This is a genomic window from Methylocapsa polymorpha, assembly GCF_045689225.1.
Lineage (GTDB): Bacteria > Pseudomonadota > Alphaproteobacteria > Rhizobiales > Beijerinckiaceae > Methylocapsa > Methylocapsa polymorpha.
In genome coordinates this window covers 480,251-496,681 of sequence record NZ_CP136862.1, presented here as the reverse complement: position 1 = coordinate 496,681, position 16,431 = coordinate 480,251, and the positions used below count along the sequence as shown (strand labels likewise).

General features: G+C 63.4%; 20 protein-coding genes. 6 read left to right on the top strand and 14 right to left on the bottom strand.

The features are described 5' to 3' along the window. The first annotated feature begins 53 nt into the window (after positions 1–53). Positions 54–218 carry a hypothetical protein gene (locus RZS28_RS02455; RefSeq protein WP_407339632.1) on the top strand — a complete coding sequence of 55 codons (165 nt, stop codon included), beginning with the start codon at positions 54–56 and terminating at the stop codon, positions 216–218. A 276-nt stretch (positions 219–494) separates the two neighbouring features. On the opposite strand, the gene RZS28_RS02450 is transcribed toward RZS28_RS02455, so the two are convergent. The 4 genes from RZS28_RS02450 to lysM all read right to left on the bottom strand — a co-directional run bounded on the left by RZS28_RS02450 (position 495) and on the right by lysM (position 3,953). Beyond that, positions 495–881 (bottom strand): integration host factor subunit alpha, encoded by a 387-nt coding sequence (locus tag RZS28_RS02450; protein WP_407339631.1) that lies wholly within the window; start codon positions 879–881, stop codon positions 495–497. Positions 882–1,171: 290 nt separating this feature from the next. Beyond that, positions 1,172–2,815: a chaperonin GroEL gene (gene groL, locus RZS28_RS02445; protein WP_407339630.1), complete on the bottom strand. Its 1,644-nt coding sequence runs from the start codon at positions 2,813–2,815 to the stop codon at positions 1,172–1,174. A 55-nt stretch (positions 2,816–2,870) separates the two neighbouring features. Then, positions 2,871–3,158 (bottom strand): co-chaperone GroES, encoded by a 288-nt coding sequence (gene groES, locus RZS28_RS02440; protein ID WP_407339629.1) that lies wholly within the window; start codon positions 3,156–3,158, stop codon positions 2,871–2,873. A gap of 345 nt (positions 3,159–3,503) precedes the next feature. Then, positions 3,504–3,953 (bottom strand): peptidoglycan-binding protein LysM, encoded by a 450-nt coding sequence (lysM, locus tag RZS28_RS02435; protein WP_407339628.1) that lies wholly within the window; start codon positions 3,951–3,953, stop codon positions 3,504–3,506. Positions 3,954–4,228: 275 nt separating this feature from the next. Between lysM and RZS28_RS02430 the strand changes: the two genes are divergently transcribed. Further along, positions 4,229–5,008: an SDR family oxidoreductase gene (locus tag RZS28_RS02430; RefSeq protein ID WP_407339627.1), complete on the top strand. Its 780-nt coding sequence runs from the start codon at positions 4,229–4,231 to the stop codon at positions 5,006–5,008. A gap of 54 nt (positions 5,009–5,062) precedes the next feature. Here the strand turns inward: RZS28_RS02430 and RZS28_RS02425 are convergent, their stop codons facing one another. Further along, a complete protein-coding gene (locus RZS28_RS02425; protein ID WP_407339626.1) occupies positions 5,063–5,314 on the bottom strand; it encodes a hypothetical protein in 252 nt (83 codons plus the stop codon). Positions 5,315–5,603: 289 nt separating this feature from the next. On the opposite strand from RZS28_RS02425, the gene RZS28_RS02420 reads away from it, so the two are divergent. After that, complete coding sequence (locus tag RZS28_RS02420) at positions 5,604–5,963, top strand: Rieske 2Fe-2S domain-containing protein (RefSeq protein WP_407339625.1); 360 nt, start codon at positions 5,604–5,606, stop codon at positions 5,961–5,963. A 69-nt stretch (positions 5,964–6,032) separates the two neighbouring features. On the opposite strand, the gene RZS28_RS02415 is transcribed toward RZS28_RS02420, so the two are convergent. The 5 genes from RZS28_RS02415 to RZS28_RS02395 all read right to left on the bottom strand — a co-directional run bounded on the left by RZS28_RS02415 (position 6,033) and on the right by RZS28_RS02395 (position 9,014). Further along, positions 6,033–6,308, bottom strand: coding sequence for a hypothetical protein (locus RZS28_RS02415; RefSeq protein ID WP_407339624.1), 276 nt, complete (start codon positions 6,306–6,308; stop codon positions 6,033–6,035). Positions 6,309–6,363: 55 nt separating this feature from the next. After that, on the bottom strand, positions 6,364–7,341 hold the full coding sequence (locus RZS28_RS02410; protein WP_407339623.1) for a CCA tRNA nucleotidyltransferase: 978 nt from the start codon (positions 7,339–7,341) through the stop codon (positions 6,364–6,366). A gap of 95 nt (positions 7,342–7,436) precedes the next feature. Further along, entirely contained in the window at positions 7,437–7,697 is a 261-nt protein-coding gene (locus RZS28_RS02405) for a DUF6111 family protein (RefSeq protein WP_407339622.1), read from the bottom strand. Further along, positions 7,697–8,359 carry a CoA pyrophosphatase gene (locus RZS28_RS02400; protein ID WP_407339621.1) on the bottom strand — a complete coding sequence of 221 codons (663 nt, stop codon included), beginning with the start codon at positions 8,357–8,359 and terminating at the stop codon, positions 7,697–7,699. Before RZS28_RS02400 ends, RZS28_RS02405 begins: the two co-directional genes overlap by 1 nt. Continuing rightward, positions 8,337–9,014, bottom strand: a complete 678-nt coding sequence (locus RZS28_RS02395; protein ID WP_407339620.1) for a DUF1285 domain-containing protein — start codon at positions 9,012–9,014, stop codon at positions 8,337–8,339. Before RZS28_RS02395 ends, RZS28_RS02400 begins: the two co-directional genes overlap by 23 nt. A gap of 162 nt (positions 9,015–9,176) precedes the next feature. On the opposite strand from RZS28_RS02395, the gene RZS28_RS02390 reads away from it, so the two are divergent. The 3 genes from RZS28_RS02390 to RZS28_RS02380 are packed head-to-tail and all read left to right on the top strand — an operon-like array spanning position 9,177 to position 13,923. Next, entirely contained in the window at positions 9,177–10,178 is a 1,002-nt protein-coding gene (locus tag RZS28_RS02390) for an AAA family ATPase (protein ID WP_407339619.1), read from the top strand. 2 nt (positions 10,179–10,180) lie between these two features. Further along, entirely contained in the window at positions 10,181–11,122 is a 942-nt protein-coding gene (locus tag RZS28_RS02385) for a DUF58 domain-containing protein (RefSeq protein WP_407339618.1), read from the top strand. Then, positions 11,122–13,923 (top strand): DUF4159 domain-containing protein, encoded by a 2,802-nt coding sequence (locus tag RZS28_RS02380; protein ID WP_407339617.1) that lies wholly within the window; start codon positions 11,122–11,124, stop codon positions 13,921–13,923. The genes RZS28_RS02385 and RZS28_RS02380 overlap by 1 nt, the downstream gene beginning before the upstream one ends. Positions 13,924–13,959: 36 nt before the next feature. Here RZS28_RS02380 and RZS28_RS02375 read toward each other — a convergent pair whose 3' ends face one another. From RZS28_RS02375 to RZS28_RS02360, 4 genes are all read right to left on the bottom strand, one after another. Next, a complete protein-coding gene (locus tag RZS28_RS02375; protein ID WP_407339616.1) occupies positions 13,960–14,739 on the bottom strand; it encodes a hypothetical protein in 780 nt (259 codons plus the stop codon). Next, positions 14,736–15,299: a type II secretion system protein GspM gene (gene gspM / locus RZS28_RS02370; protein WP_407339615.1), complete on the bottom strand. Its 564-nt coding sequence runs from the start codon at positions 15,297–15,299 to the stop codon at positions 14,736–14,738. The genes RZS28_RS02375 and gspM overlap by 4 nt, the downstream gene beginning before the upstream one ends. After that, a complete protein-coding gene (locus tag RZS28_RS02365) occupies positions 15,296–15,484 on the bottom strand; it encodes a PilN domain-containing protein (RefSeq protein ID WP_407339614.1) in 189 nt (62 codons plus the stop codon). The genes gspM and RZS28_RS02365 overlap by 4 nt, the downstream gene beginning before the upstream one ends. A gap of 173 nt (positions 15,485–15,657) precedes the next feature. After that, entirely contained in the window at positions 15,658–16,431 is a 774-nt protein-coding gene (locus RZS28_RS02360) for a hypothetical protein (RefSeq protein WP_407339613.1), read from the bottom strand.

The following is a 16,431-nucleotide window of genomic DNA, read 5'->3' as shown; positions in this document are numbered from 1 at the left end:
GCGTCCAATCGCTGTGACATGGTCTTGTGGAGATTCTTGGCCGACACTAAAGCATGACCCGCGAAAGTGGAAACCAGCTTCGCGGCAATATCATGCTCGATCAATTGCTTAAGGAGGAAATCCTACGTCGCTTGCTTGGATTTTGCGTCAAAGCAATTGCCGATTTCGTAGAATTAGAAGATTTTTCCTACCTTTTGCTATTTCGCATTTTCTTTTAGGCGAAGCCGTAGCCGCTTCGCTTGAAATTGCTCTAGACAGGATCGCTTCGCATTGAAATGATCATGGTCTCGATCTGCTTTCCTCGCCGCGCGATCTAGTCGAGACGTCCGCAATGTTTCAGAGATCGCGCTCTTGTTTGAATCGAGCGTGAGTTGATCGCCAAGCTGGTCGCAGTTTCGAAGATCAAGCTTCAGCGCGTTTTGGGACCGGCGGCGTTCAAGACGTAAGCGCCGCGGGCCCGAGCACGCGGCATTGACGCCGACAGAGCGCGCTTGTCAACCTGGGCCGGAGTTGCTCTCGTCGCGCTCATCCTCAGGCTCTGGCGCGACAGAGACCCCGTTGATCGAAGCGCAGAGGACTGGTGAAGGCTTGAAGGTGAGGACGCGGCGGGGTTTGATCGGCGCTTCGACCCCGGTGCGGGGATTGCGGCCGACGCGCTCGCGTTTGGCGCGAACGGAAAACAGGCCGAAAGAGCGCAGCTTGACGCTCTCCCCGCGGACAAGGGCGTTGGAAATTTCTTCGAGCGCCATTTCGAAGATCTCCCTCGCTTGCGCGCGCGAGAGCGTTGGGCATGAGCTATATACCGCGTCCAGAAGATCGGCCCTTGTCGCGGTTTTCCGTTCTTTGGCTATATCAGATCCTGGCTCCGACGCTCGACTCACCTCTTTGGTTCTCCCCCCTTGGCCGCGCAGCCAAGCGCGATCTTAGAGCATTTTGCGAGTCATTGGAAACCAGCGTAACAAGGCTTCCGCGCAACAACGGGAAACCCCCAGCAGCTATTTGTATTATTATACTATTTTATTCTTGCTGAGAATTCTCCGCGACAAAAAAGGCTCCGGTGGGTCCGGAGCCTTCAATCGGTAAGAGCGAAGACCGAGGCGAGGCCGCCTCAGCTTTTGTCGCGGCGCAAATTTCCGGCGAACCGGTTGGGTCCGCTTCGCCGGAAAGCGGATTAGAAGTCCATGCCGCCCATGCCGCCCATACCGCCGCCGCCCGGCATGGCCGGCGCATCCTTCTTCGGCTGTTCGGTGATAATCGCTTCGGTTGTAATCAGGAGACCGGCAACCGAGGCGGCGTCTTGTAGCGCAGTGCGCACGACCTTGGTCGGATCGATGATGCCGAGCTTGACCAGATCGCCATATTCGCCGGTCTGGGCGTTATAGCCGTAGGCATAAGACGCATTCTCGATCAGCTTGCCAACCACCACGGCGCCGTCGGCGCCTGAATTATCGACGATCTGCCGGGCAGGGGTTTGGATCGCCTTGCGGACGATGTCGATGCCCGTCTTCTGATCGGGGTTCTCGACCTTCAGGTTTTCAAGCGAGGCGATGGCCCGGAGCAGCGCTACGCCGCCGCCCGGCAACACGCCTTCCTCGACCGCCGCGCGGGTGGCGTTGAGGGCGTCGTCGACCCGATCCTTCTTTTCCTTCACTTCGACTTCGGTGGCGCCGCCGACGCGGATAACCGCGACGCCGCCCGCGAGCTTGGCGAGACGCTCCTGCAGCTTCTCGCGATCATAGTCGGAGGTTGTCTCGGCGATTTGCGCCTTGATCTGCGCGATGCGGGCCTCAATGTCGGCCTTGGCCCCCGCGCCGTCGATGATCGTTGTCGCTTCCTTGTCGATGCGGACGCGCTTGGCGCGGCCGAGCAAGGCCAGGGTCACGTTCTCGAGCTTGATGCCGAGTTCTTCGGAAATCAGCTGGCCCGCGGTGAGGATGGAAATGTCTTCGAGCATGGCCTTGCGGCGGTCGCCGAAGCCCGGCGCCTTTACGGCGGCCACCTTCAAGCCGCCGCGCAGCTTGTTGACGACGAGCGTCGCAAGCGCCTCGCCTTCGACGTCTTCGGCGACGATGACAAGAGGCTTGCCGGTCTGCACGACCGCTTCGAGAACCGGCAGCAGAGCCTGCAGCGACGACAGCTTCTTCTCATGGACGAGAATGTAAGGGTCCTCGAGCTCGGCGACCATTTTCTCCGCATTGGTGATGAAATAGGGCGAGAGATAGCCGCGGTCGAACTGCATGCCTTCGACGACATCGAGCTCGGTCTCGAGGCTCTTCGCCTCCTCGACCGTGATCACGCCTTCATTGCCCACCTTCTGCATGGCGGTCGAGATGATCTGCCCGACCGACACGTCGCCATTGGCGGAAATCGTGCCGACCTGGGCGATTTCGTCGTTCGAGGTGACCTTCTTCGAATTGGCCTTGAGATGGGCGACGATGGCCTCCACCGCCAGGTCGACGCCGCGCTTCAGGTCCATCGGGTTGAGGCCGGCGGCGACCGCCTTGGTGCCTTCCCGGACGATCGAGGCTGCGAGAATGGTGGCCGTCGTCGTGCCGTCGCCAGCGACGTCGTTTTGCTTGGAGGCGACTTCGCGCACGAGTTGCGCGCCGAGATTCTCGAACTTGTCGGAGAGTTCGATTTCCTTGGCGACGGTCACGCCGTCCTTGGTGATGCGCGGCGCGCCAAAGGATTTTTCAATGACGACATTGCGGCCTTTCGGGCCGAGCGTCACTTTCACCGCATTGGCGAGGATGTCGACGCCGCGCAGCAAGCGATCGCGGGCATCCGACGAGAAACGGACGTCTTTAGCTGCCATGTTAAAACTCCTGAACCGAGGTTCTAAAATATTGGTTTAGCGGCTTTCGCGGGACTCAGGCGATGACGCCCAGAATGTCGCTTTCTTTCATGATGAGCAGATCCTGGCCATCGATCTTGACCTCGGTGCCCGACCATTTGCCGAACAGCACTTTGTCGCCGGCCTTCACATCAAGCGGCGTCAGTTTGCCGCTTTCATCGCGACCGCCCGGGCCCACTGCGATGATCTCGCCTTCCTGCGGCTTCTCCTTGACGGTGTCGGGGATGATGATCCCGCCTTTGGTCTTCTCTTCACCTTCGAGACGCTTGACCACGACGCGGTCGTGCAAAGGACGAAAGCTCATGTCTCCTGGTTCCCCTGATGGGCCGCTGGGAGGCGCGTTTTCCCGCGCTGGGCGCGCCCCGTGAACCTTGCGGCTGGATTAAAATTACGCCTTGTTAGCAGTCTCAATCATTGAGTGCTAATGGCTGCCCGTAAATAGGCAGCTCGCCCCAAACTGTCAAGGCGAGAGCTTAGAAAGACGCCATTCGACGCGCCGCGGTAGGGGAGAGAGCGCCCTGTCCGACCTTGCGTCCGCAAGCGCTCTGGAGTGAGCTTTCTTAAGATCGCTATCTTCTGAATTCAGGGAAAAACAATTGCTCGAAAAAGAGGCGGCGCCGGCTCGCGTCGCCCCGCCGCGCCATCCTGCTCAGGCCGCGAGGGGCGGGATCCGCAGCACTTGCCCCGGATAGATCTTGTCGGGATGGGACAGCAAAGGCTTGTTGGCGTCGAAAATCACATTATATTTCGGCCCCTTGCCCTGGCCATATTCGGTTTCGGCGATTTTCCAGAGCGTATCGCCAGATTTGACCGTATAGAATTTCGACTCGGGCTCTGGCTTGGTCGCCTTCAGATCGTTCTGGACTTTGGCGACGCCGACGGAATTGCCGACTGCGAGCGCGATCTTCTCCGCTTCCTCGGTTGAGGCGGCGCTTCCAGAAAGGATGACCTTGTCGCCTTCGACTTTGATGTCGGTTTTAGACATGTCGAGGCCGTGTTTTTCGGCCTCCTTTTTCAATTGATCCGCAGGGGCTGGCGCGGTTTCGGACGCGCCGACGATTTTAGCGCCAACTGATTTGGCAAAGCTCAATAGACCCATTTCTGCACCCTCCTTCATCGAATTCACGAAAAAACTCTTGTTAGGAACGGGGTTCTGACGGAGCGCCTTGACGCAGTTGCGGTTCGATCGATTCTCTCAGATTTTAGTAAAGCGGGCCGGGACATGCCGACGGATTGGTCCGCCTCGCTGGCGCCCGGTCCGCAAAAACTAACGCGCGAAGCTGGATTTGTTTCCTTGATCCATGCTCTGCTCCCGCCTGAATGCGGCGTCGCATTCATTCGCCATGGCATTTTTCACGTTTCCGGACTCACCGAATGAACGCCCAATCGGGCTCTGGGATTTTGCCGGCCGTTGCGCTCGTGACGGGCGCGGCCAAGCGCATCGGATTGCGGATTTGCGAGCGTCTCTCGCTTGCGGGCTACGCCGTCGTGCTTCATTGCAGACCGTCCTCGCGCGTCGACGGCGAGGCGGCGGCGGCGAAGATGGCCGCGGGGGGCGGCAAGGTCAGCGTTCTCGCCCTCGATCTTGCTGACGCCAAGGCGCTCGGGCGTTTGATCGAGGAGGCCGGCGCGATCTTTGGGCCGCTCTCGCTTCTCGTCAACAACGCTGCGATTTTCGAAGAGGACGCCGCCGCCGATTTCGATCTAGAGCGATGGGACAGGCATTTTTCGATCAACCTTCGTGCACCGGCGGTACTGTCTCGCGACTTCGCCCGGCAACTGCCGACGGACGCGGAAGGAGCCATCGTCAACATCATCGATCAGAGGGTCTGGCGTCCAACGCCGCAGTTCTTCTCCTATACTTTGAGCAAGACCGCGCTTTGGACGGCGACCCGCACGATGGCGCAAGCCTTCGCGTCGCGCCGCATCCGCGTCAACGCCGTCGGCCCTGGCCCCGTTCTGCCAAACGACAATCAAGGCGAAGTCGGATTCGTGCGGGAGGTCGAAGGCCTGCTGCTGCGCCGGGCGATCGAGCTCGATGACATAGCCGACGCGGTGCTCTACCTCGCCAAGGCGCGCAATGTGACGGGGCAGATGATCGCCGTCGACGCCGGTCAGCATCTCGCCTGGCAGACGCCCGATGTCGTGCTTTGAGGGCTCGGGCGATTTTCCTTGGTGGACGGCGGATCGCCCCTCGCCTCGCCTCGCCTAATCGGCGCTGGGCAGACGCCTGATCGTGAATTCAATGCGCCCATCGGAAAGTTCGCGCCAGAATTCGATTTCGGTCATATAGGCGGCCTTTGGAAACTTGGTGAACCATTCGCGCGCCTTATCGCGCGCCTCGCCGCGCGGCAGCACATAGGTTTCGCGCCGCCATGCGCCGCCGGAGCCAGCTTGCTCCCTCGCGCGCTTGCCGAGCCGGCGTGCTACGTCCGATGGCGTCTTGTGTTCCGCGCTCATCGCGAACTCCCGAACCCCGCGAGACATCATAGCGCGCGGCAGCCGCCGCAAAAACCTACGCCCGCACGCATTTTACGGACGTATTTAACGAATGCAGGCTCGAGCCGGCGCTACGGCCAGCCGATCGCGGCGGCGCATGCGCGCGACTTGGCTTGGGCCTTGCCTAGATGGAAACGCTCAACTTGGCTTACGCCTCGCCTCATTGGCTTACGCCTTGCATTAAGGTCGAGCAGAAGGATGAAGGGCGAAAATTCTCGCGAAGGCCGAACCAAATTCAGGAGTTGTTTCAATGTTCGCTAAGGCTTGCGATTTGTCCGAGCTGATCGAGGGAAAATATGATGTCGCGGTCGTAAACCGGACACTCTGCCTTATCATATGGCCGGAAGGCGGTGATCCAAAGGCGTTCCAAGGCATGTGCCCCCATGCGAAGGAGCCTCTCGCCGACGCGCGATTCAATGGCAAAGACCTCGAATGTCATCATCACGAGTGGACCTTCGACGGGACAACCGGCAAATGCATCAAGGGCAAGCCCTGCAGCCTCGCCGAATATCCGCTGAAGGTCGAGGAAGGCGTCGTGTTCATCGACGTCGAGGGCATCGAGCCCAACTATCTCGAAGGCCCGCCAAAACAGCCGGGCATCATGCGCTAAAAGATCAAGGGTCCAGCTTGCAGCGGCGGGGCGGCTTCGCCGCCGCGGATGCGAGCTTGGCGGGATGTTTCATCCCGCATCGCCCTGTGCGATTGACCGTTTCGACTGAGCGACTGCGTCATCGAGCAGCTCGGCCAGTCGTTGCGGGTCGTCGGGAAATCCCGCGCTGATCCAAAGGCCCTCTAGACGCCTCAATGCGTCGCCAATGGCGGGGCCTTCCGTGACGCCGCGCGCCGTGAGATCGGTGCCGGAAAACGGGAGACGCGGCTCCGCGGCATCATGAAGGAAACCGCGCGCAATATCCCATTCCTCGGCATTGGGCGCGCGCGCCTCCGCTTGCGCCAAGAAAGTAGCGTCGAGCGCGGCTCTGCGGCCGTGGCGAAACAGTAAGCGGAGCAATTCATCGGGTTTCGGAGGATCTTCCCGCCCGTGCAGCTCCGTGTGGGCGACCGCCGCGCGCTCGAGGCGCTTGAACTCCGCGTTGGAAAGGCGCAGGCGCTCGCGCAAGCGTTCTGCGTCCTCCGGCAGATCGAGGCAAAGCGCGGCGAGCCGCAGGAGCGGGTCCTGCGGCCGGCTCAGGGGCTATGGCGGCGACTCGTCGCAGCCGGGCCGGATTGGGCGCCGAAGCGAGAAGCGGCCCAAGCAGACCGGCCCGGCAAATCTCCTCGCTGACCTCGACCGCCCGCCGCGCGCAAAAGAGCTTCAGGATCTCCGCGCGGACTCTCTCGCGCGAAAGAGAGGCGAGGCCTTCACGCTCGCGCAGGGCCGCTGCGAGCCCGGCCGGATCAAGCGGGCCTTCGCCGAACTCAGCCGAAAAGCGGAAGAAGCGCAGGATGCGCAAATAGTCCTCGCAGATGCGGCGCGCCGGCTCGCCGATGAAGCGAACCTTTCGCGCCGCGATGTCCTTAAGGCCGCCGACGTAATCGAAGAGCCGGCCGTCGCGCGTCATGAAAAGCGCGTTCATCGTGAAATCCCGCCGCAAGGCGTCGGTCTCGAAGTCGCGGCCAAAGCGGACTTTGGCGCGGCGCCCGTCCGTCTCGACATCCTCGCGCAGGCTCGTCGTCTCGAAAGTCTCGCCTTCGACGAGCAAGGTCACGGTGCCATGCGCAAGCCCGGTCGGAATGCAGCGCAGGCCCGCAGCCTTCGCCCGCGCCATCACCGTCTCGGGCGCGGCGGTCGTCGCGAGATCGATTTCGTGAACAGGACGTCCGAAAAGGGCGTTGCGCAGAGCGCCGCCAACGATCCGCGTTTCATCTCCATCTTTGTCGAGGGCGGCGAAAATTTGGACCAGGGCTTGGTTTTGCAGCAACGCCGTCGCGGCCTCCGGCGCTTCGGAGCAGGTCTCAAATAAATTGATCGAGTTTTTTGATGAGGACATGCTCAAGCCTTGTGAGTTTGAGCGATTCCTTCCCGATCACGTGCGGCCGCGTGATCGGGAAGCGCTCTAACGCCGGCGCGCGCGACCGGCGCCGCTCATTGCAGGCGCCCCGGCACCAGTCTGCCGTTTTCGATATGGGCCGGCACATAGGCACCCTCATGTCGAACCGCGAAAATGCCGAAGGCGAGCATGCCGGCGACGGCGATCACGAGTCCGGCTAAGGCGAGCGAAGAAACCGCGCTATGGGTCCAATGATCCACCGCGAAAGGATAGGTCCGGCGCAAGGCGAGGTAGATCAAATAGACGACGAAAGGCGAGGCGAACAGAAGCGCCGGCTCGAGCATTATGCGCCACATCAGGAGTACAGCCTCTCATAGAGATTGCGGAGAATGCCCGCCGTGACGCCCCAAATATAGCGCTCGCCATAAGGCATCGCATAAAAATGACGCATCCTTCCGTCGAATTCGCGCGCGTCCCGCGTGTGATTGGCGGCATCCATGAGAAACGCGAAGGGAACCTCGAAAGCGTCCTCGACCTCATGCGGATTGATTTCGAGGACAAGCGGCGGCGTGACTTTGGCCACCACGGGGAGAATATAAAAGCCGGTGCCGGTCAAAAACGGATCGAGATAACCGAGCGGCTCGACGTGGCGGATGTCGAGGCCGATTTCCTCATGGGCTTCGCGCAGCGCGGCGGCGATCGGGCTTGCGTCTTGCGCCTCGATCTTGCCGCCGGGAAATGCGATCTGGCCAGAATGGACGCGCAAGGCGGCAGCCCTTTGGGTCAAGATGACCCTCACCTCGCCCGGATAGGCGACCAATCCGACGAGGACCGCCGCCGACCGCGCGCTTGCGCAATGCGCGACCCTGGCGGTTGGTTCATTCAGCGCGTGATCGCCCAGCGCAAGCGCGCCAGCCGGACAGTCGCGCGCGGGCGCAACGAGGGTGAGGCGAGACTGGATATGGGCGAAGACGCTTTCCGGCGCAAACTGCTGTTCAGACGGCGCTGCGGCCCGCATCGGCGCTCTCGCTTTTCCCGGTCGCTTCGCTCGTCTCGGCGGCTTCGACGTCGGCCGCATCCGCGAGCGGAAAGAAGGCTCCGGCCGAGGCAGCGCCGAAGCGCCGCGCGCCTTCATGCGCCCTGGTTTCACAAAGCGCAACGAGATCGAGCGTCAGGGCTCGGTTGACGAGCGCCCACAGGCCGCCGCGCACAAGGACATAAGGCTTCACTCCGTCGGCTTCGCCTCTCTCGAAACGCAGCGGATGTTCGGCGTCGACCGTGACCCAGTCCCCGACATTGGTCCGAAAGCGCAAGGCTTGACCCGCCCCCTCGTTCGTCGCCGTCATTTCCACCGCGATGAAGGGGGCGTCCTCGACGGTGACGCCAACCCGCTCGACCGGGGTCACGAGAACGTAGCGGTCAGGGTCCTTGCGAAGGATTGTCGAGAAAAGGCGGACGAGGGCGGGCCGGTTGATCGGCGTTCCCCGGTAAAACCAGGAGCCGTCGCGCGCGATTCTCATGTCGATGTCGCCGCAAAAGGGCGGATTCCATTGCTCGACCGGCGGCAAGGCCCTTTGCGGTTCGCCGCGCGCGCCAGCGGCTTCTATGGCTTCGGCCAAGCCCTCGATGACCAAGTTTTGGGCCGCGCCGCCGGCGGAGAAATCTTCAGCCATAATCTGAGCCCCAACGCCTGCGATAATCTATAGCAGTCAAACCGATGTGATTTCGAGCCGCCCCGATCGACATTGCGATTTTGATGACTAATCTAATCAGCTATAAGCGAAGTGAAAGCGATCGGGTTTCTTCGGGGCGGCGGGTCAAAAAGGCAGGATCATATGGCGGAAGCAATTACGGCTTCGTTTGAAGCCGCCATGGCCCGAACCGCGGAGACCGCGCTGGAGCGGATCGCGGCGGCGCGCGTTTCGATCGAAACCGTCATCTTCGGCCAGACGGAAGTCGTCGAGCAAAGCTTGGTCACGCTTTTGTCCGGCGGGCATGGGCTGCTCGTAGGCGTCCCCGGCCTCGCCAAGACGAAGCTCGTCGAAACCTTGGGAACGGTCCTTGGCCTGAACGCCCGTCGCGTGCAGTTCACGCCGGATCTGATGCCAGCCGATATTCTCGGCTCCGAGGTCTTGGAGGAGGCGGCGGACCGCCGTCGCAGCTTTCGCTTTGTCCAAGGCCCGATCTTCGCGCAATTGCTGATGGCCGATGAGATCAACCGGGCGAGCCCGCGAACGCAGTCCGCGTTGCTTCAGGCCATGCAGGAATATCATGTTTCCGTAGCTGGCGAACGGCACGACCTGCCGCAGCCCTTTCATGTCCTCGCGACGCAGAACCCGCTCGAGCAGGAAGGCACTTATCCGCTGCCCGAAGCCCAGCTCGATCGCTTCCTCATGCAAATCGACGTCGTCTATCCCGATCGCGCCGCCGAACGCCGCATCCTCATCGAGACGACTGGCGATACAAAGACGGAAGCAAAGCGCGTCATGAACGCGGAAGAGCTGATGGCGACGCAGCGCCTCGTGCGCCGGCTGCCTGTCGGCGAAAGCATTGTCGAGGCCATTCTCGATGTCGTCCGCTCGGCGCGTCCGGGCGAAGGCGATCCGGCGATCAACAAGCATATCGCCTGGGGTCCGGGGCCCCGCGCGGCGCAGGCCTTGATGCTGGCGACCCGCGCCCGCGCGCTTCTTGGCGGAAGGCTTTCGCCCTCGATCGACGACGTCGCCGCCCTCGCCGTTCCAGTCCTCAAGCACCGCATGGCTCTCACCTTCGCGGCGCGCGCCGAAGGGGAAACCGTCTCTGATCTCGTGACCCGGCTAACCGGGCGGCTTGGCTGACCATGCCGCAGGCGCGACTGCTCGACAGGGACGAAAGCCGCATCGGCCCGCGCCAACAGGACGACGCTCTTCTGCTCGCGCGGCGTTTCCCGAGCCTGCTCGTCGCCGCGCGGGAGGTCGCGGCGAGCGTGATGCATGGCGTGCATGGACGAAGGCGCGCCGGCATGGGCGAGACCTTCTGGCAATTTCGTCCCTTTGTCGCCGGCGAGGCCGCGAGCCGGATCGATTGGCGCCGCTCCGCCAGGGACGACCGCCTCTATGTGCGCGAGCGTGAGTGGGAGGCGGCGCATACGGTCTTCATCTGGATCGATCGCTCCGCATCGATGAGATTTGCATCGAGGCTCGCTTTGCAGCCGAAGATCGACCGCGCGCTCGTGCTCGGCCTCGCCGCCGCCGATCTCCTGATGCGCGGCGGCGAACGCGTCGGCCTGCTTGGCCTCATGCGGCCGATTGCCGTCAGGAACATTGTCGAGCGCTTCGCCGAAACATTGCTGCAGGAGGAGAGCGCCCCTGGCTTCGAGCCGGCGGAGCTTCCGCCCGCAACGAATCTCGCGCGCAATGCTCAGGCAATTCTGATCGGCGATTTTCTCAGCGATCCAGAGGATATTGCGAGAATGATCGAGACGTTGAGCGGCTCCGGCGCGCGCGGCCATCTCGTCATAATCGCCGATCCGGTCGAGGAGACGTTTCCTTTTTCCGGGCACACCGAATTCATCGACGTCGATTCGCCAGCCCGGCTGCGCGTCGGACAGGCCGAGACGTTCCGCGACGAATATGTTCGCCGGCTCGCCGCCCATCGCGACGCCATCCGGGAGGCGGCGCGGGCGAGGGGATGGAGCTTGATGCTGCATCGGACCGATCGGCCGGCCTCCGAGGCTTTGCTCGCCTTGCGAATGCAGCTCGAAGCCAATTTTGAACATGCTTCGCGTGAGCCGGCGCCCTGATGCTCGGCCTCCCTCTCGCTTTCGCGGCTCCTCTTGTGCTCGGCGCGCTCGCCGCCTTGCCGCTGCTCTATTACCTCCTGCGCATCACGCCGCCGCGGCCGCGCCAGACGCCGTTCCCGCCATTGCGCCTCGTCCTCGACCTCCGCCCCAAGGAAGAGACGCCCTTGCGGACGCCATGGCCGCTTCTGCTTTTGCGCCTTGCGATCGCCGCTTGCATCATTCTCGCCATGGCTGGGCCGGTCTGGAACCCCTTGCCGGCCGTCGAGGCCGGGGAGGGCCCTATGCTCGTCGTCATCGACGACGGCTGGCCGGCGGCGCCAAGCTGGGATCGCAGGATCGCCGCCGCGGCGGAACGAATTGAGGCGGCGGGACGAAGGTCGCTGCCGATCGCCGTCGCAGCGGCCTCGGACGAAGGCCGCGAGATTACGCTGGTTGACGCTGGCAAGGCGCTGGAGCGGCTGCGCGCCGTCAAGCCGGCGCCGTTTGCGCCTGAACGGCTCCCCGTCCTCGGAGTTATTGAAAAATTTACCGCCAATCATCCCAATAGCTCGATCGTCTGGATCACCGACGGGATCGAGCTCGGCCACGCGCGCGAGTTCGCCGCCAAGCTTGCCGCCTTGCCGGCGCATATTACGATCGTGACTGGCGCCGACCCGGTTCGAGCGCTGGCGGGGCCAGAAAATCTCGCCGGAGGGCTCGAGGCGCGGGTGCTGCGCTCGGCGCCAGGCGGGCCGGAGCGTGGGCTTGTTCGCGCGCTTGATCTCAAGGGGCTCGCGATCGGTTCGGCGGCTTTCGATTTCGCCGTGACGAATGAAACGAAGGCCCGATTTGAAATGCCTGTCGAATTGCGCAACGAGGTCGCCCGGCTTGAGATCGCGGATGAACGTTCCGCGGCGGCGGTTTCGCTTCTCGACGAACGCGGGCGCCGCCGCCGCATTGGCCTCGTCAGCGGCGAAACGGCCGATGTGTCGCAACCGCTTCTCGCGCCGAACTACTATCTCGTGAAAGCGCTGTCGCCCTTCGCCGACATGCGCGAGGCGAGGCCGGGAGCCGCCGATCCGATCCGGTCTTTGCTCGAGGATCATGTGGCGATCATGATCCTGGCCGACATTGGCGCGGTGTCGGGGCCGGCGCATGAGGATCTTCTGCGCTTCGTCGAGGACGGCGGCATCCTCTTGCGCTTCGCCGGATCGCATCTCGCCGGCGCGGCGGACGATCTCGTCCCTGTCCGGCTGCGCCGCGGCGGGAGGGTTCTCGGCGGATCGATGTCTTGGGATACGCCCAAGACGCTTGCGCCCTTCGAGCGGCAAAGCCCATTCTTCGGATTGGCGGTTCCGGCGGAAGTCACGGTGACGCGTCAGGTTCTGGCTGAACCAGATCCGGGCCTTCCGGCCAAGACGCTGGCCCAGCTCTCGGATGGCACGCCGCTCGTGACCGCCATGCGGCTCGGCAAGGGCATGACGATCTTGTTCCATGTGACGGCCGATACGACCTGGTCGAATCTTCCGCTTTCGGGATTATTCGTGGACATGCTGCGCAAGATCGTCGCTTTATCAGGCGAAACCGCGAAAGACGCGTCCGCAGGGGAGGGCGTCCGAGGACAGGCCGAAGAACAGCGCATGGTTCCCCCCAACCGAACACTTGACGGATTCGGCGTTCTTGGACCCCCGCCGCCGAGCGCCAAGCCCATTCCGGCCGGCTTCGACGGGCCAGCCGACGCCGAGCATCCGCCGGGACTCTATGGGGCTTCGGACGCTCTCATCGCGGTCAACGCCTTGCAGCCGCAAGCGACAATCGCGGCGGCGGATTTCTCCGGTCTTGGCGTGGCTGTGGAGCCCTTGCGAGGCTCCGAGCCGATTGACCTGAACCCCTGGCTGATCGCCGGCGCATTCCTGTTGTTCGCCGCCGACGCGCTGGCGTCCCTCTGGCTTTCCGGCGGCCTGCGCCGCCCGTCGCGTCGCGTCGTCGCCGGTCTCATGCTGATCATTCTCGGTTGCGGCGTTTTGGTCGCGCCGATGCGAGCCCTGGCCGATCCTGCGGCGCCCCCGCTTTCGTCCCGCGATCTCGAATCGGCGCTGACGACGAGGCTCGCTTATGTGGCGAGCGGCGACCCGAAAGTCGACGAGGCGAGTCGGCAGGGTCTTGCGAGCCTCTCGCGCTCGCTCGCGCGGCGCACCTCGCTCACGCCTGGCGATCCGGTCGGCGTCGATCCGGCGCGCGACGAATTAAGCTTTTATCCGCTTCTCTATTGGCCGATCGTGGCGTCGCGCCCGCAACCGCCGCAGGCGGCGATCGCCAAGATCAGCGCCTTCATGAAGCAAGGCGGCACGATTGTCTTCGACACGCGCGACGCGCTCGCAGCGCGTCCAGGCGGCCCGCCCACACCGGAAGCGCGATGGCTGCGGCAATTGCTCGATGGCGTCGACGTGCCCGAGCTCGAGCCGGTGCCGCTTGATCATGTCGTGACGAAGACCTTCTACCTCATCGACGGCTTTATCGGCCGCTACGCGATCGGGGAGACCTGGATCGAAGCGTTGCCTCCGCCCCCCGCCGACGGAGGGGCGCGACCGGCCCGCTCCGGCGATAGCGTCTCGCCAATCATCATCACGTCGAATGATCTCGCCGCCGGCTGGGCGAGCGACCCCGACGGCGAAAGCCTCTATGCGCTGACGCCCGGCGGTCGACGGCAGCACGAGCTCGCGCTTCGCGGCGGCGTCAATCTCGTGATGTATACGCTGACCGGCAATTACAAATCCGACCAGGTCCATGTGCGGGATTTGCTGGAGCGGCTCGCGCATTGAGGGGCGTCCTCGCAAGCGCCGGCGCTTCGTGCGTTGTCACTGATTTTGTCGCTTCTGAGCCCTATGATCGCGACCCGGCGGCATGACCCTGGGAGGCTCGGGCGAGACGCGCGGCGGTCCCGGGAGCGGAGGCTCGATGTGCGGCGGTTCGCCGTTTTGCGCGACTTCCGCGTTGCGCGCTGGCAGCCCCAGCGTGACCTGACGCGCGCCTCTCTCCAGCGTCGTCGTTCTTGGGTCGATCGCCTGCAGAATCCATCCGGCCTCCTCTTCGCCTATGCGTCGCCGAATGACCGAATTTGAGGCTTGGCTGAAAAAGATCGCAAGACTTTCGCTAGTGTCGTCGATGACTGTCCCGAGCAGCGTGAAGGGCGGCTGCTCCGGCTCGGCCGCCTCGACGACCGGCGCCTCGACCGCTGCAATGACCGGCGCGGCCATGGGCGGCGCGGGCGGTCGCCGGGAGGGAGAGAAGATTGGACGCTCCCGCGTGACGGCTAATGTGTCGAGCGGGATTCCCCACAGCGGATTCGCGCTCGCCGCCCGCTGTTGCGGCGCCTGGTCCTTGGGATTGAGCGGCTGCCGCGCCGGGTCCTGTTGTCCCGGGTCCTGTTGCCCCAAGTTTGGTTGTCCCGAGTTTGGCTGCCCCACGTCTGGCTGCCCGACAGTCGGCTGTCCAAGCTCCGCCGGTTCGGACCCCGGACGAGTCGGACCCGGCTCGCCTACGATGAGGTTGGCGCTCTCCGGCGCTTGAGCGATGGCGTCGCCGGCCATAAGAGAGCCGGCCGCCAACATCAGGCAGGCTGTTGCGCGCCGGATCATTTCGCGACCTGCCATTGACCGGAGACGTCGATTCGAACGCGCATTGGGCCGCCCTCCTTTTCGCCGCTGGACTGCGGCGTCTGGATCACGAGTTGGTCAATGAAAAGAAACGGCATTCCGGCCTCGAGATCGTAGAGCAGCTGCTGCAAGGAGGTTTGGTCGATCTCGCAATTCGCCGTGAGGGTGACATAGCCTTCATTGGCTTGCGTTCCCTGCAAGTCGATTTGCGAAGACAGGACATTGCCGCCGGCGTCCTTGACCGCGGCGACGACTCGCTGCTGGAGCGCGGCGCCGGCGACGGTCACAGTTGGACCTTCCAGGAAGGGAGAGCCGGACGCGACATGGCCGGAGGCGGCGCCAAGCTGCGCCAATGGAGTCCTGCGGCCTTCCATCTCGTCGAGGAGTTCGGAGGCGGCCGAAAACGCCGCGTAATCATCAGCAAGGCTTGAAAGCGCGAGCCAGACGATAATGACGAATCCGGCTATGGCCGCAGCATAACCGGCGATCGCCGAAGCCTGCGCGCGTGAGAGCTGATTTGTGAGCGAGCGGGCCTGGATCATTCGCTGTAAACCGGTTCGATCTTGGCTTCGATGGAGAAATGCTCGCCGGCTTCGGAAGCCGAGCGCGTCGTCGGCGCGAAAAAGACCGCCTTGGTGAAATGGGCGGATTGCTCGATGAGGCGGATCAGCGATGGAGCGTCGCGCGTCACTCCGACGATCTGCATCTTGTCGCTTTGGATGCGCAATTCGGTCAGATAGGTGTGGTCGGGCAGGATCTTCGACAGCGCCTCAATGACGATGACGCTCGAAGGCGTCTCGCGCTTGCGCTGCGCCAGCGCGGCTTCGCCTGACGCATCGCGCGCTGAGCCCAGCGCCGCCCGCCGCTCGGCGACGCGTTGCGTGACGTCGCCTCGCGACTCTAGATCGCCGCCGACGATGACCGCCGCGGCGACCGCTGCGACGCTGACGCGCTCTGGCGAGCGCGCTCGCTCCGATAATCGCCGCCGACGATGACCGCCGCGGCGACCGCTGCGACGCTGAGCGCGCTCGCTCCGATAAGCAGCGCGACAAGAGCGCGGCGCAATCGGTGCGCATCGATTGCTCCCTTGACCTTCTGCTCGAACACTTTGATCGACTCGGCTTCGGAGCCAGCCTCCTGCAAGGGCGCCGATACGATGACCGATTCGACGCCGAATCCCGAGAACGGGTTCACGAAAGGCATGATCAGGCTGCGCGCCGTCGCCGCGATTGTGACGATGATCCGATCGTTTACGACTTCGCTTGAAGGACGCCAGCCGAAAGCAGCATCGGCGGCGCTCCAGGGCGTCAGGCGATCGATTTGGGCGCGGATGATCCCTCCAAGGAAGTCCGAGGCGCGGCCGGGCAATTCGAGCGGCCTGAACATGAAGCGATGGGGTTGCAGCACAAGCTCGACTCGAGCCCGGTTAAACATTGGCGCCCAACTGGCGGAAGCCGCCGGATCGATGCGCCCGTCGACGATGCGGATCGGCTCTTTCGGCCAGTCGGGGCTCGCCTTGTCCGAGCTTGCTTGCGCCGAGAAGGCCCCGTCGCGGCCTTCGACGAGGCGCAGGCGCCGCGCCGAGCGCATCGATTCGCTGCTCGCGAGGATCGCCGCCTCGACGTGGTCGATCCATTGTGAAAATGCTTCGACAATCTTGCGGCGCCAGTCCAT